Source organism: Klebsiella sp. 4_1_44FAA (genome assembly GCF_000238715.1).
Classification (GTDB): Bacteria; Pseudomonadota; Gammaproteobacteria; order Enterobacterales; family Enterobacteriaceae; genus Klebsiella; species Klebsiella pneumoniae.
On record NZ_JH414874.1, the window covers coordinates 1 to 513 of the forward strand.

Annotated in this window: 1 pseudogene; it reads right to left on the reverse strand. The window is 42.3% G+C overall.

The features are described from left to right. A pseudogene (locus HMPREF1024_RS0128040) lies at positions 1-513 on the reverse strand (glyceraldehyde 3-phosphate dehydrogenase NAD-binding domain-containing protein); the annotation flags it as partial.

Consider the following 513-nt stretch of genomic DNA (forward strand, 5'->3'; position numbering starts at 1 on the left):
TCTCCTGTGTAAGCGTGGATTGTGCACATGATACCAGATTTAACTGCTGCAAGGTCGTTCAGAGCTTTTTGCCATTGGAGCCAAGCAGTTTGTTGTACAAGAAGCTGCAGAAATGATGTGATCATCTTTTGTCAGCTGCTCGTGGTTTACATTGTATACGATTGTTGGAAGATCGTTTCCTGCTGGAGCAGAGATAACTCTTTCTTAGCACCTGCATCGATGTGTGCCTGAGCTTTTGCTTTAGATGTGTAGAATCCTGTACACTCCAGAACTACGTCTACGCCGATTTCTCCCCATGGAAGTTCTTTAGCGTCAGCTTTTGCATAGATTTTGATTTCTTTTCCGTCTACTGTGATAGAATCTTCACCAGCTTCTACTTTGTCAGCCAGTTCATATTTTCCCTGTGTAGAATCATATTTTAACAGGTGTGCTAACATTTTTGGAGATGTTAAGTCGTTGATTGCAACTACTTCATATCCTTCTGCTCCGAACATCTGTCTGAATGCGAGACGT